Source organism: Kosakonia cowanii JCM 10956 = DSM 18146 (genome assembly GCF_001975225.1).
In the GTDB taxonomy this organism is placed as follows: domain Bacteria; phylum Pseudomonadota; class Gammaproteobacteria; order Enterobacterales; family Enterobacteriaceae; genus Kosakonia; species Kosakonia cowanii.
Map to the genome: position 1 here is coordinate 87,990 of NZ_CP019445.1, position 13,591 is coordinate 101,580.

Consider the following 13,591-nt stretch of genomic DNA (forward strand, 5'->3'; position numbering starts at 1 on the left):
CCTGACTAAAATGGTCAACTATTTAGTTGACTGTTTTAGTCAAGTATTCACCGCTTCGCTTAACCGCCCGCCAGGACAGGGTTTGTTGCCTGAATTACCCTTTTTGCTTCTGCTCAATTGACGCCAGAATGCCGCGCAGAATGTTCAATTCCTGGCTCTCCGGCCGGGCACGCGTGAAGAGGCGACGCAGTTTATTCATCACCTGGCCGGGGTGGCTTTCACGGATAAAACCGGTGGAGAGCAGCGTCTGCTCCAGGTGACCGTAGAAGCGCTCGAGATCGTCGACCAGCGGGTAAGGCGTCTCTTCCTGCTCTGTGGTCGGCGCATCGCTCTCCTGCTTAGCCAGCCACGCCATGCGCACTTCATAGGCGATCACCTGCACCGCCATCGCCAGGTTCAGCGAGCTGTACTCCGGGTTGGCGGCAATCGCCACGTGATAGTGGCACTTCTGCAACTCTTCATTGGTAAGACCGACGCGCTCGCGGCCAAACACCAGTGCTACCGGTGCATGTTCCGCTTCGGCAATACTTTTCAGACCGCATTCGCGCGGATCGAGCATTGGCCACGGCAGCGTGCGTGAACGTGCGCTGGTGCCAACCACCAGGCTACAACCGGCTAAGGCTTCATCTAAGGTATCGACGATCTGTGCATTGCCAATCACATCGCTGGCACCTGCGGCCAACGCGATGGCTTGCGAATCGGGTTTGACCAGCGGATTAACCAGCCAGAGATTGGTTAAGCCCATGGTTTTCATGGCACGGGCAACGGAGCCCATGTTGCCGGTATGGGAGGTTTCAACTAAGACAATACGAATATTTTGCAGCATAGGTTTTCTACGGCTAAAGAATATTGCCGGATACTATCATAAAGCTGAGACATAATTCGAATTGGCTGGTATGATACGCGCCGTTTTCCGTTCTTTAACATCCAGTGAGAGATATCGATGCATCCGATGCTGAATATCGCCGTGCGTGCTGCGCGCAAGGCGGGTAATTTAATTGCCAAAAACTACGAAACACCTGACACCGTAGAGACCAGCCAGAAAGGCAGCAATGATTTCGTGACCAACGTTGATAAAGCTGCTGAAGCGGTAATTATCGACACCATCCGCAAATCTTACCCGCAACACACCATCATCACCGAAGAGAGTGGCGAGCACGAAGGCACCGACCCGGATGTACAATGGGTTATCGATCCTCTGGATGGCACCACTAACTTCATTAAACGCCTGCCGCACTTCGCGGTATCTATCGCCGTTCGTATTAAAGGTCGCACCGAAGTCGCGGTCGTTTACGATCCGATGCGTAACGAACTCTTCACTGCAACTCGTGGCCAGGGCGCACAGCTCAACGGTTACCGCCTGCGCGGCAGCACCGCTCGCGATCTGGACGGCACCATTCTGGCGACCGGCTTCCCGTTCAAGGCGAAGCAGCACGCAACCACCTATATCAACATCATTGGCAAACTCTTTACCGAATGCGCGGACTTCCGCCGCACCGGTTCTGCCGCGCTGGATCTGGCCTATGTTGCCGCCGGTCGCGTTGATGGTTTCTTTGAGATTGGCCTGAAGCCGTGGGATTTCGCCGCAGGTGAACTGCTCGTTCGCGAAGCAGGCGGTCTGGTGTGCGATTTCACCGGCGGTCATAACTACATGCTGACCGGTAACCTCGTCGCCGGTAACCCGCGCGTGGTGAAAGCGATGCTGGCAAATATGCGTGAAGAGCTGAGCGACGCGCTGAAGCGTTAATCCTCTCGCTGGCCGGGTTTTGTGAATTGCCTGATGGCGCTACGCTTATCAGGCCTACAAAAGCAGGCCCATCAGGCCGGATAAGGCCTTGCGCCGCCATCCGGCAACAAAAGCTGCACCCTGCAGTTCGTAGGCCGGATAAGGCGTTTCGCCGCCATCCGGCAACAAATGCAGTACCCCGCCACACGTAGGCCGGATAAGGCGTTTCGCCGCCATCCGGCAACAAATGCCGCACTTCGTATCCGTCCTCGATTAAAAGGGGCGTAATCCGCCGCCCGGCGGGAGCGCGCTCATCCACATCACCACCGCCGCACTGACCAGCACCACGCCACCCGCTAACGCTAATGTCGTCCAGCCAATCTGCCGCCACAGCACCGGCGCACGCTTACCGCTTAACTTCACCGCCAACTGGCGAAAACCGTGTACCAGCAACGCCAGCCCGCTGATGGTCAGCGAGGTTCCGGCAGCCATCGCCAGCGCAGAAGCCACGCCCCAGGCGAAGACGCCAATCACTTTACTGAACAGCAGCACCATAATGGCGCCGGAACAGGGCCGCATACCCATCGATAAGACAATCACCAGCCGTGCGCGCCAGTCGCCGCCGTTCTGCAACTGTGACTGCGTTGGCAGGTGCTGATGACCGCATCCGCAATTATCGTGATGAACATGATGCGGCGTGAACGCGCGAAACTTTGGCGCTTGTAGCAGCTGACGCAGGCGTTTCAGCGCGCGCCAGCAGAGCAGCAGCCCCAGCACGCCGACCAGCAGATAACTCCCCTTCTCCAGCCAGTAACCGCTAAGGTGCAACTGCCGGGCGGGCAGCGCCAGCAGGCTCAGCACCACAACCACCAGTAAAATCGCCACCAGCCCCTGTAACAGAGAGGATGCCAGCGTCAGGCCAATAGCGGGTCTCAATTTTGAGGGGTGGGTCGCAAGCCAGGTGGTGATCACTACTTTGCCATGCCCTGGCCCCAGCGCATGCAGCACGCCATAGACAAAGCTAAACAGCAGTAGCGTGCCGCCCGCTTTGGTCGGATTTTCGGCCACCGCCTTCAGCAGCGTGCTCATCTGTATATTCACTTCACGCTGCCAGAGCGCGCTTCTCATCACCACCTGCGGCCACGCCTGCCAGAGCCAGAGTCCGCCGAACACGGCAACCACCATAAACAGCAGCAGCGGCCACCACTGCAGTACGCGCCGTTTGCGCGCCATCTGTTGGCTGATTACTGACATAGCAGCGTCACCGTTTGAGCAAACTGTTTACCCAGTTCCATATCCTCCTCCGGGGCGTCGGTCTTATCCAGCGACTGCGCGTAACTCAGCACCTCTTCGCCGGGTTTCGGTGTATGTAGCGTGGTTTTACAGCTCGATTGCAGCGCCGCGGGCAGCGTGACATCGCTCTCTTTGTCGTAGCGCATATCCACGTAATAGGTGGGATCGAAGGTCGAGAAGGTGTATTTCTGCCCCTTCAGCGGCTGCGGCTCCGCCAGCGGCAGCACAAAGGTCAGCACCGCCTGGTGCGCCTCACGCGAGAGGCCATACTCGCTCGGGCGGTTGAGGAACTTCACCTTCTGCCCGTTATGCCACACTTCGGTGAAGTAGTGCTGGCCGAGCACGTTTGCCATCACCTCCGCCGCCAGCTTTTTCCAGATCTCTTCGCCAGGCTTTGCATTACCGGCGTCATAGAGCAGGTCTGCGGAGGTGATCTCATCCATCGTCCAGCGCATTTTCAGGCCGGTAAACTGACCGTTTTCGCTAACCAGTTGCGTCTTCATCACGATAAAGCTGTGCGGGTGCGCCATAAGAGAAAACGATAAAAGCGCGAGAAAAAGCCCCAATACCCACTGTTTAACTAATTGCATCTCTTCCTCACGTGAAAAATTCTGTGATGCTCCCCGGCATTCCTGGTCGAAAATGCGGCGGCTGCGCTGTCGCTCAAGATACCTTTAACTACGCTTATCAAATAGCCCTTTTTCCAACCCTAACTGGACCCTGACAGATGACCATGACGCTGACCCCACCATCTGTGCTCTCCAGCCCGCAGCGTCGCTGCCAGGTGCTACTGCTGCTTGCCCTGCCGGGACAAGGTATCACCATGAAAAACATCAGCGCCATTAATGGCGTGGATGATACCGTAGCCCTGCAGGATATCGCGGAGACGCAAAGCGAGATCCAACTTTACCACCGGCTTTCCATCGTTCCCTACGGTGATGGCGGTTACCGCATCGAAGGCACGCCGCTCGATCAGCGCCTGTGCCTGCTCCACTGGCTGCGCCGCGCCCTGCGCCTCTGCCCGGAATTTATTACTGAACACTTTACGCCCGCTTTAAAAACGGCGCTTAAACAGCAGGGCATTGCGCGCACACTCTATGACGATATTAATCTGCATGCGTTGATCAACCTCTGCTCGCGCCGCCTTAAACGCTCGTTTGAGTGTCGCGATCGCCAGTTTTTGGGTCTCTATTTGCAGTACTGCCTGTTGCAGCATCATAGCGGCCACTCGCCGGAATTTAACCCGGTTCAGCAGGCGTGGGCGCAGATGCGCGCCGAGTATCTGGTGGCGCAGGATATTGTCCGCCACTGGCAGCGTCGCGTTGCCGCTACGGCTCATGAGAATGAGCACCTCTTTTTAACCCTGCTGTTTATGCTGGTGCGTACACCCGATCCCAGCCAGGACGATCATCAGCAGGATCACCGCCTGCGCCTGGCCATCAGCCAGATGATTGCCCACTTCCACCAGCTCTCCGGCATGTATTTCAGCGACGAGCAGGGGCTGACCAATCAGCTCTATATCCACCTTGCCCAGGCGCTGGATCGCAGTTTGTTTGGCATTGGTATCGATAACGCATTGCCGGCGGAAATTAATCAGCTCTACCCGCGCCTGATGCGCACCACGCGCACGGCGTTAGAGGGGCTGGAGACGGAGTATGGGCTGCGCTTTAGCGATGAGGAAGCGGGTCTGGTGGCGGTGATTTTCGGTGCCTGGCTGATGCAGGAGAGCGATCTGCATGAGAAGCAGCTGGTGCTGATTACCGGCGACGATAGCGCCAGAGAGCAGGAGATTGAGCAGCAGCTGCGCGAGTTAACGCTGCTACCGCTCACCATTCGTTACTTGCCGCTGGAGAGCTTCCGCGAAGAGGGTGCGCCAAAAGATGTGACGCTTATCATCACCCCTTACACCACGCCGCTGCCGCTCTTCTCTGCACCGCTGATCCACACCGACGGGCTGCTGAGCGACCAGCAGCAGGAGCATATTCGCATTATGCTTGAGGGCTCCCCTTCTGCGCGGCGACCGTTGGACGCAGGACCAGCGCTGGCAGTGCCAGCAACGCCATAATAAAGAACAGCCCCTGATGCAGATGTTCGAAGAGGAAACCAGCGATCATCGTCATCAGGGCAATACTTCCGCCCATCGCCACGGCGGAGTAGACCGCCTGTAACCGGATCACCTCACTGCCCTGCCGGGCGGAGATATAACGCATGGCCGCCAGGTGACACACCGTGAAGGTGCCGCAGTGCAGGATCTGCGCGACAACCAGCCACGGCAGCGCAATGGTCCAGCCCATCAGACTCCAGCGAACCAGACCGCACACCGCCGAGAGCAGCAGCAGATCGCGCGCGCTGAAGCGGCGGAACAGACGGTTGCTGAGCGTAAAAATCACCACTTCCGCCACCACGCCCAGTGACCACAAATAGCCCACCGTTGAGGCGGAGTAGCCCACCGACTGCCAGTAAATCGCGCTGAAGCCGTAATATGCGGCGTGCGCGCCCTGTAACAACGAAACGCAGGCGAGAAAGCGCCAGTTCTGCACAATCAAGGTGCGCCAGGCGGGCCAGCCTGCACCCTCCTGCTGGCGGTTTTCACCCTGTGGCATAATCGACGGGCGCAGCAGCATGCCGAGCAGCATTGAGGCGGTACCGATCGACAGCATCACCAGAATCGCCCGGTAGTCGTAAAGGCTTACCAGTTTGCCGGTCAGCGCCGAGCCAATCACAAAGGCGATCGATCCCCACACCCTGACGCGGCCATAATCCATCGGAAACTGTTTTTGCCACGTGCCCGCCAGCGCATCTGTCAGCGGCACCAGCGGCGAGAAGAAGAGGTTAAAGCCGACAATCACCACCGCCAGCCAGGCGACATGGCTTCCGGCGTAAAAGGCCATCGCAAAGATAAGCGTAGCCAGCGCCAGCACGCGCAGGGCGGTGATTAATCGGGAGGGGTCGCTTACGCGCGGGGCAATCAACAGGCTACCGAGAAAACGGGCGACGAGACCGGCGCCAAGCAGCATACCGATGATTTCGGGGGTTAACCCGACGCCTTTGAGCCAGACGCCCCAGAAGGGTAAGAAGATGCCGTAACTGAAAAAGTAGGTGAAATAAGCGAGCGCCAGCCAGCGCGTTGACTGCAGAACCATGATTTCCTCCTGAATCGAAGCGTTAGTCTGGCGGCAAACGCCAGGCCTGGCAAGCAACAATCAGGTAACAAATTTGCCTAAGCGCAGGTTTTGCAACATTAAAACGCGCCGGGCGGAATGCAGCACTGGCGAGCAGGCAAAAAAAAGCCCGCTTCACAGGAAGCGGGCTTGTTTGATTTTGGAAACTTATGCGTAAACCGGGAAACGGGCGCAGATATCCAGCACTTTCTGTTTGGTGCGCTCGATTACCGCTTCGTCATTGATGCTGTCCAGCACGTCACACATCCAGCCTGCCAGCTCTTTGACTTCCGCTTCTTTGAAGCCGCGACGGGTCACAGCCGGCGTACCGACGCGGATACCGGAGGTCACAAACGGGCTCTTCGGATCGTTCGGCACGCTGTTTTTGTTAACCGTGATGTTGGCACGGCCCAGCGCGGCGTCCGCTTCTTTACCGGTCAGGTTTTTATCAACCAGATCCAGCAGGAACAGGTGGTTATCGGTACCGCCAGAAACGACGTTGTAGCCGCGCGCAAGGAACACTTCCACCATCGCTTTGGCGTTTTTCGCAACCTGCTGCTGGTAGGTTTTGAACTCCGGCTCCATCGCCTCTTTCAGCGCCACCGCTTTACCGGCGATAACGTGCATCAGCGGGCCGCCCTGGCCGCCAGGGAAGACGGCAGAGTTCAGTTTTTTGTACAGCTCTTCGCTGCCGCCCTTCGCCAGGATCAGGCCGCCGCGCGGACCCGCCAGGGTTTTGTGGGTGGTGGTGGTAACAACGTGAGCATGCGGAACCGGGTTCGGGTAGACGCCTGCGGCAATCAGACCGGCAACGTGTGCCATATCGACAAACAGGTACGCGCCGATGCTGTCAGCGATTTCGCGCATTTTGGCCCAGTCAACCACGCCGGAGTAAGCAGAGAAGCCGCCGATGATCATTTTCGGCTTATGTTTTTGCGCCTGCTCATTGAGTTCGTTGTAATCAATGTGGCCCGTTTCATCGATGCCGTAAGGGACGATGTTGTAGAGTTTGCCGGAGAAGTTAACCGGGGAGCCGTGAGTCAGGTGGCCGCCGTGCGCCAGGTTCATACCGAGAACGGTATCGCCCGGCTCCAGCAGCGTGGTGTAGACGGCGAAGTTAGCCTGTGAGCCAGAGTGCGGCTGAACGTTGGCGTAATCGGCGCCAAACAGCTCTTTCGCGCGGTCAATCGCCAGCTGTTCAACGATATCGACATATTCACAGCCGCCGTAGTAACGCTTGCCAGGGTAACCCTCGGCATATTTGTTCGTCAGCTGAGATCCCTGCGCCTGCATAACGCGCGGGCTGGTGTAGTTTTCGGAGGCGATCAGTTCAATGTGCTCTTCCTGACGTACTTTCTCCTGCTCCATAGCCTGCCACAATTCGGCATCATAATCGGCAATGTTCATTTCACGCTTTAACATCCGCATCTCCTGACTCAGCTAACAAAACAACTCTCAATGAGGGCCCGAATTCGGGAACGGCTGACAGTATAACTGATTAAAATTCTGAGAACAGGTCTTGACAAAGGTTTTTGCGCAAACGATTGGCTGCCCGTCACACAAGGCTTTGAGCAATAACGGGCTTCGGTCGGGAAAGGGATTTCTTTTCAGCTTTGTGATGCAACTTCTTCATGTTAGATAACCCCTCTTTCATTGCGCCCTTTACAATCTTAGGCTGGCGGTTATAAGATGCATATAAAATACAACTTTAAAAATGCACGTTTAGAAGGAAGCCATCATGCTCGACGCTCAGACCATCGCCACCGTTAAATCCACCCTCCCGTTGCTCGCCGCTACCGGCCCGAAACTGACCGCTCACTTCTACGATCGGATGTTTCAGCACAACCCCGAGTTGAAAGAGATCTTCAACATGAGCAACCAGCGCAATGGCGATCAGCGTGAAGCGCTGTTCAATGCCATTGCCGCCTACGCCGCAAATATCGACAATCTCCCCGCCCTGCTGCCAGCGGTGGAAAAAATCGCCCAGAAGCACACCAGCTTCCAGATCCAACCGCAGCAATATGACATTGTCGGCGAACATCTGCTGGCGACTATTGATGAGATGTTCCAGCCGGGGCAAGAGGTGCTGGACGCGTGGGGCAAAGCTTACGGCGTGCTGGCGGGTGTATTTATCAATCGTGAAGCGGAGATTTACCGCGAGCACGCCGATAAAAAGGGCGGCTGGGAGGGGACGCGCGCGTTCCGCCTGGTAGAGAGAGTGCAGCGCAGCGCGCTGATCACCAGTTTTGAGTTTGAGCCGGTCGACGGCCAGCCGATCGCCGATTACCGGCCGGGTCAGTACCTTGCCGTGTGGCTGAAGCCGGAAGGGTTTCCCCATCAGGAGATCCGCCAGTACTCTCTCACCCGCGAGCCGAACGGCAAAAGCTACCGAATTGCGGTGAAGCGTGAAGCGGGCGGCCAGGTCTCAAACTGGCTGCACGATAAAGCGAAGCCTGGAGATGTTGTTTATCTTGCCGCACCGGCCGGTGATTTCTTCCTCGATGTCAGCCCGCAAACGCCGGTATCGCTCATCTCCGCAGGCGTGGGTCAGACGCCGATGCTGGCGATGCTGCACCATCTAACCTACAGACATCACCGCGCGCAGGTTAACTGGTTCCATGCGGCGGAAAACGGCGAGGTGCATGCCTTTACCGATGAGGTAAGCGAACTGGGCGCGAACCTGCCGCACTTTTATCAACATGTCTGGTATCGTCAGCCAAACGCGGCGGATGAGCAGGCCGGGTTGTTTAACAGCACCGGGCTGATGGCGCTTACGGAGATGAAAGATCGAGTGAGTGACGGGGAAATGCAGTTTTATCTCTGCGGGCCGGTGGCGTTTATGCAGTTTGCGGCACAACAGCTGGTGACGCTTGGCGTTGAGCGCGATCGCATTCACTATGAGTGCTTCGGCCCGCACAAGGTGCTGTAAGCAGGATGCCCTCACCGTGCGCGGTGAGGGCGAAAGATCAGATGGCGGCGTCGTCTTCTTCGCCGGTACGAATACGCACTACGCGCGCAACGTCAAAGACGAAGATTTTGCCGTCGCCGATTTTACCGGTCTGCGCGGTACGGATAATGGTATCGACGCAGGTATCGACAATGTCGTCGCCCACCACGATCTCAATCTTCACCTTCGGCAGAAAATCCACCATATACTCTGCGCCACGGTAGAGTTCGGTGTGGCCTTTCTGGCGACCAAAACCCTTCACTTCCGTTACCGTCATCCCGGTGATGCCGACTTCAGCCAGCGCTTCACGCACATCATCCAGTTTGAAAGGTTTAATAATCGCATCAATCTTTTTCATGGTCGTTCCTTACACGCTCTTGCCAGTCTGCTGCATCGTAATCGGTTGCTCACAGTACCATAATCATTTCGCCTTTACTCTTTAAAGTCATTGGCATCCAGTTCATGGCGGGAGAGGAGTTTGTAAAACTCGGTGCGGTTGCGCCCCGCCATCCGCGCGGCGTGCGTCACGTTGCCTTTGGTGATTTGCAGCAGCTTGCGCAGGTAGTTGAGTTCAAACTGGTTACGCGCTTCGACAAAGGTCGGCAGCGCGGTGTTCTCCCCTTCCAGCGCCTGCTCGACCAGCGCGTCGCTGATCACCGGCGACGAGGTGAGCGCCACGCACTGCTCAATCACGTTCACCAGTTGGCGCACGTTACCGGGCCAGCTGGCGGTCATTAACCGCTTCATCGCATCGGTGGAAAAGGCGCGCACAAACGGCTTATGGCGGTCCGCAGACTGGCGCAGCAGGTGGTTGGCAAGCAGCGGAATATCCTCCGCGCGCTCCGCCAGCGCCGGGATCTTCAGGCTGACCACGTTCAGACGATAGTAGAGATCTTCACGAAACTCGCCGCGCGCCATCGCTTTTGGCAGATCGCGGTGCGTCGCTGAAATAATGCGCACATTGATATCGATATCGCGGTTGCTGCCGAGCGGGCGCACCTTGCGCTCCTGTAACACGCGCAGCAGTTTGACCTGTAACGGGATCGGCATATCGCCAATCTCATCAAGAAACAGCGTCCCGCCCTCTGCCGCCTGGAACAGCCCTTCCCGGCTGCTTACCGCGCCGGTAAAAGCCCCACGCGCGTGACCGAAGAGTTCCGATTCCAGCAGCTGCTCCGGCAGCGCGCCGCAGTTGATGGCGATAAAGGCGTTTTTACTGCGCGGGCTGGCGTTGTGGATCGCCTGCGCCAGCACCTCTTTACCGGTGCCGCTCTGGCCGTTAATCAGCACGCTGACGTCGGACTGCGCCACCATCCGCGCCTGTTCAAGCAGGCGCAACATCAGTGGGCTGCGGGTGACAATGGTTTCACGCCACTGATCGTCGCTGGCGGAGCCGCTGTGCTCCAGCGCATCATCGATTGCCTTGTAGAGCGCGTCTTTATCCACCGGCTTGGTGAGAAAGCTGAAGACGCCCTGCTGCGTGGCGGCAACGGCATCGGGGATCGAGCCGTGCGCGGTGAGAATAATTACCGGCATGCCCGGCTGCAGGCGCTGGATCTCGGCGAAGAGCTGCATGCCATCCATCTCATCCATGCGCAGGTCGCTTATCACCAGATCGACCTTCTCACGCGCGAGAATGCGTAACCCCTCCTGCCCGCTTTCGGCGGTAACAATGCTGTAGCCTTCGCTGGTCAGGCGCAGCCCGAGCAGCTTCAGCAGGCCCGGATCGTCATCCACCAGCAACAGATGCGCCGGTTTGCGATTGGTCATGGTTTCGCCTCCTGCTGATCGGTATCGCTTTTCGCCGGATGCGCGCTGTCCGGCATATCGGCAGGCGCCGGTTTGCGAATGGAGAGACGCCGTTCAATGTCGGTAAGGTTTTCCAGCTTGCGGGTGGTGGTATCAAGCTGTTCATGCAGGGATTGCTGCTGGGCACGCAGTTTGTCGAGCTCGCTGTCGGCGGACTGCTGCAATTTTGTGTAGCGGCTGCGCTCTTCGGCTAGTTGCAACTGTGCTTTTTCGCCATCGCGCCAGAGCTCAAACAGCGGGCGCACCTGCGCCGGGATCGACGGGCTTAAGGCATCGAGACGATCGGTATAGTCACGGCGCTCAAGGGGGGTAATTTTGGCATTCGAGAGCAAAATACCGCGGCGCAATGTCGCCTGCCAGGTGTTATCGGACCATGCACGCGCTTCCGCACGCGCCGCTGCGGGCGACAAGCGCTGGGCGCAATCCATGCCGCGCAGCCAGAACAGCGGGTTGCTGTCGACACTCTGCCCCGACAGTGTCCAGATATCGTTGCAATCCGTTAATAAAAAGTCGGCCAGTTGGCGATCGGGAAGCTGCGGTTTTTTATTGTCATGAATGGCGCTTGGCGGCGTTTGCGTCACGCAGCCTGCCAGCAGCAGGCAAGGAAGCGCGCGCAGCCAGCCCGATTGCTGTGTCATCGCGTTGACCACGCGGGAAAAGAGATGCGACATACTCACCAGATTTATATTCATTGCGTTGATTTTTCCGGCGCGACAAGCGGTAGCTCAATACGGAAACAGACATCGTCCTTGCTGTCCGTCACCAGATGCAGTTCACCCTGCATTCTGCGGATACAGTCTCTGGCGATGCTCAACCCCAGCCCGCTGCCTTTCACCGCGCCTTTGCGTTGGTGGCTTCCCTGAAAGAAGGGCTCAAAAATCATCTCGCGCTCCGCCTCTGGGATTGGGGTGCCGGTATTCGCTACGTCAATGCGCAACCGTGCGCCGGTACTATAACTGTGGAGACGAATGGTACCGGATTCAGCCCCATAGTGCACCGCGTTGGAGTAAAGATTATCCAGCACGCTCATCAGCAGCATCGGCTCTGCCTGGCAGGTCGTCGCATCGAGCGCGATTTCGGTATGCATCATTTTAGCTCGCGCTGGCAGGCTGTGCGCGGAGAGCACCATCTCCACCAGCGGTGCCAGCTCCACCGCTTCCAGCTCGACGGAGCCACCGGCCAGCTTGCGGTTGTAATCAAGCAGTTGCTCAATCAATTTTTGCAGGTTACGGCTGCTGGCATCGAGGATCTCAACCACCTCTTTCTGCTCCGGCGAAAGCGGCCCGACCACCTGGTCAGCAAGCAGTTCGGTCCCTTCACGCATGCTGGCAAGCGGCGTTTTCAGCTCATGGGAGATATGGCGTAAAAATTGGTGGCGCTGCGACTCAAGCCACGCCAGCCGTTCGCTCAGCCAGATAATACGCTCGCCGACGTAGCGCAGCTCGCGTGGGCCGCTAAACACCACGCTTTGCGCCAGTGGCCGCCCCTCCCCCAGCCGGTTAATCATCCGCTCAATGCCTTTAACCGGGCCGATAATCATGCGGGTAAAGAGCAGCATCAGCGCCAGGCTGACTAAAAAGAGCACCAGCGCCTGCCAGCCGAAGAACTGACCGCGCTCGGCGATCTCCAGCTGGAGCTGCTGCCCGCGCGAGAAGACCACGGCGCGGGTCGACTGCACCATCTCCGTATTCGCCGCCGCAAACGCCTCCAGCTGCGCAGAGGCGGCAGGTGAGGGGCCGCTGTTGGCGCACTGCAACTGGGCGAGATCGTTCAGATCCTGGCGCAGCGCCTGGTAGAGTCGGTCATCGGGTAAAACACCGGCATGGGCCTCCAGCATCTCGCTGTAGCGCTTGCGCTGATTCTGGTAGACCCGCTCAAGGGTAGCGTCATCCAGCACGCAGTACTGGCGGTAGCTGCGCTCCATCTCCAGCGCGGCGTTGGTCATCGCTTCACTGCGGCGGGCGTCAATCAGCGTCGTGCGGTTGGTCAGCAGTGCCTGGGCACTGAGCGCATTGAGGCTCTGCCAGGCTTGCCAGGCTAACACCAGCAGCGGCAGTAAAATAAGCAGGAACGCCATCATAACCAGTTGGCGTAAGGAGCGGGGAAAAGCGGGCCAGCGTTTCAAGGCGGTACTCTCGCAGGATAAGGTACAGAGATGCTAGCTGAGTGACGGGGTAAAGAACAACAAAGCCGGGCAAAAGCCCGGCTTTGTTATGTAATTAGGCGGTGCCTAACTCGACGTTTCGCCCGAGGTCTGATAAAGCTACGCAATTATCAGCAGGTGGACGGCAGGCACCTTTAAGTGCGTCATTCGAAGGTTTATGTAGCGCGTCCCGAAGGGGCTGACATAAGAGGGTGAATGAGCCACTGGCTATAATTATGCACGTATTATGCCAAGTTGCCACGCATTATTTTAATGCATTGATTATCATCATATTTATTATTATTTTCGGCTTTTGTGAAGTGCGCAACATTTCATCGCTCTGTCGCTATTTAGCAACACTCCATCAGCCCATAAATTATCACCATTAAAATCAAACAGATAAATGTCTCCTTTTAGAGACAGTGATAATCCTCTGATGTCGGGAAAAGCCGACACTTTTAGCGCCTGATCAAAAAAGCCCCCTTCCCGGTTAAGGAAGAGGGCCTGTTTTA

The 13,591-nt window shown here is 57.4% G+C and carries 11 protein-coding genes and 1 pseudogene; 3 read left to right on the plus strand and 9 right to left on the minus strand.

What is annotated here, in order from left to right; genetic code table 11:
• Positions 1 to 94: 94 nt before the first annotated feature.
• Complete coding sequence (gene trmJ, locus BWI95_RS00405; RefSeq protein WP_054803484.1) at positions 95 to 826, minus strand: tRNA (cytosine(32)/uridine(32)-2'-O)-methyltransferase TrmJ; 732 nt, start codon at positions 824 to 826, stop codon at positions 95 to 97.
• 117 nt (positions 827 to 943) lie between these two features.
• Here trmJ and suhB point away from each other — a divergent pair, with 117 nt between their 5' ends.
• Positions 944 to 1,747 (plus strand): inositol-1-monophosphatase, encoded by an 804-nt coding sequence (gene suhB, locus BWI95_RS00410; RefSeq protein WP_054803483.1) that lies wholly within the window; start codon positions 944 to 946, stop codon positions 1,745 to 1,747.
• Between the two features lie 252 nt (positions 1,748 to 1,999).
• On the opposite strand, the gene BWI95_RS00415 is transcribed toward suhB, so the two are convergent.
• Both BWI95_RS00415 and BWI95_RS00420 read right to left on the minus strand, forming a co-directional pair.
• On the minus strand, positions 2,000 to 2,980 hold the full coding sequence (locus BWI95_RS00415; RefSeq protein ID WP_054803482.1) for a nickel/cobalt transporter: 981 nt from the start codon (positions 2,978 to 2,980) through the stop codon (positions 2,000 to 2,002).
• The gene (locus BWI95_RS00420; RefSeq protein WP_076768821.1) at positions 2,971 to 3,609 is read right to left on the minus strand and encodes a DUF1007 family protein; all 639 of its coding nucleotides are present in this window, start codon (positions 3,607 to 3,609) and stop codon (positions 2,971 to 2,973) included. The genes BWI95_RS00415 and BWI95_RS00420 overlap by 10 nt, the downstream gene beginning before the upstream one ends.
• Positions 3,610 to 3,746: 137 nt before the next feature.
• On the opposite strand from BWI95_RS00420, the pseudogene csiE reads away from it, so the two are divergent.
• Positions 3,747 to 5,018: pseudogene (gene csiE, locus BWI95_RS00425) on the plus strand (stationary phase inducible protein CsiE); the annotation flags it as partial.
• Here csiE and BWI95_RS00430 read toward each other — a convergent pair.
• Together BWI95_RS00430 and glyA are read right to left on the minus strand one after the other, a co-directional pair.
• A complete protein-coding gene (locus tag BWI95_RS00430; RefSeq protein WP_023481229.1) occupies positions 5,008 to 6,162 on the minus strand; it encodes a 3-phenylpropionate MFS transporter in 1,155 nt (384 codons plus the stop codon). The pseudogene csiE and the gene BWI95_RS00430 sit on opposite strands and share 11 nt — an antisense overlap.
• A 186-nt stretch (positions 6,163 to 6,348) precedes the next feature.
• A complete protein-coding gene (gene glyA, locus BWI95_RS00435; protein WP_023481167.1) occupies positions 6,349 to 7,602 on the minus strand; it encodes a serine hydroxymethyltransferase in 1,254 nt (417 codons plus the stop codon).
• 316 nt (positions 7,603 to 7,918) lie between these two features.
• Here glyA and hmpA point away from each other — a divergent pair, with 316 nt between their 5' ends.
• The gene (gene hmpA, locus BWI95_RS00440) at positions 7,919 to 9,109 is read left to right on the plus strand and encodes an NO-inducible flavohemoprotein (protein WP_076768822.1); all 1,191 of its coding nucleotides are present in this window, start codon (positions 7,919 to 7,921) and stop codon (positions 9,107 to 9,109) included.
• 37 nt (positions 9,110 to 9,146) lie between these two features.
• On the opposite strand, the gene glnB is transcribed toward hmpA, so the two are convergent.
• From glnB to qseE, 4 genes are all read right to left on the minus strand, one after another.
• Positions 9,147 to 9,485: a nitrogen regulatory protein P-II gene (gene glnB, locus BWI95_RS00445; protein WP_023481188.1), complete on the minus strand. Its 339-nt coding sequence runs from the start codon at positions 9,483 to 9,485 to the stop codon at positions 9,147 to 9,149.
• Between the two features lie 74 nt (positions 9,486 to 9,559).
• Positions 9,560 to 10,897 carry a two-component system response regulator GlrR gene (gene glrR, locus BWI95_RS00450; RefSeq protein WP_023481176.1) on the minus strand — a complete coding sequence of 446 codons (1,338 nt, stop codon included), beginning with the start codon at positions 10,895 to 10,897 and terminating at the stop codon, positions 9,560 to 9,562.
• Positions 10,894 to 11,628, minus strand: a complete 735-nt coding sequence (qseG, locus tag BWI95_RS00455) for a two-component system QseEF-associated lipoprotein QseG (protein ID WP_054803481.1) — start codon at positions 11,626 to 11,628, stop codon at positions 10,894 to 10,896. The genes glrR and qseG overlap by 4 nt, the downstream gene beginning before the upstream one ends.
• Positions 11,625 to 13,061, minus strand: a complete 1,437-nt coding sequence (gene qseE, locus BWI95_RS00460) for a two component system sensor histidine kinase QseE/GlrK (protein ID WP_034813851.1) — start codon at positions 13,059 to 13,061, stop codon at positions 11,625 to 11,627. Before qseE ends, qseG begins: the two co-directional genes overlap by 4 nt.
• Positions 13,062 to 13,591: the final 530 nt, after the last annotated feature.